This is a genomic window from Hydrogenovibrio sp. 3SP14C1, assembly GCF_029625905.1.
GTDB lineage: Bacteria > Pseudomonadota > Gammaproteobacteria > Thiomicrospirales > Thiomicrospiraceae > Hydrogenovibrio.
Genome location: NZ_JARTLM010000082.1, coordinates 1 through 279, shown reverse-complemented (window position 1 = coordinate 279; position 279 = coordinate 1). Strand labels below are relative to the sequence as shown.

The 279-nt window shown below is 46.6% G+C and carries 1 protein-coding gene; it reads left to right on the top strand.

What is annotated here, in order from left to right:
- On the top strand, positions 1 to 279 hold a 279-nt coding region (locus tag P8629_RS11725), incomplete at its 5' end, for a hypothetical protein (protein WP_278166306.1).

The following is a 279-nucleotide window of genomic DNA, read 5'->3' as shown; positions in this document are numbered from 1 at the left end:
GGTCAACATTCACCGAGTCAACATTTACACAGTTATTCGATGTTGGCTCGTATCGCGGTTGGCCGTGGAGAGCTGGATAAAGCCGGACGTTATATCGAGCAAGTCCATCACTTGATCAAGCAGTCACATTATCATGTCGACTGGACGGCCAACGCCTCATTATCTTTGTTGTTGTATTGGCAAGCTCGTGGGGATAAAGCCGCGATAGAGCATTGGTTGACCACTACCCATCGGCCAGAAAAAGCTTATAACCATTGCAGTTGGAAGAAATGGTTATAA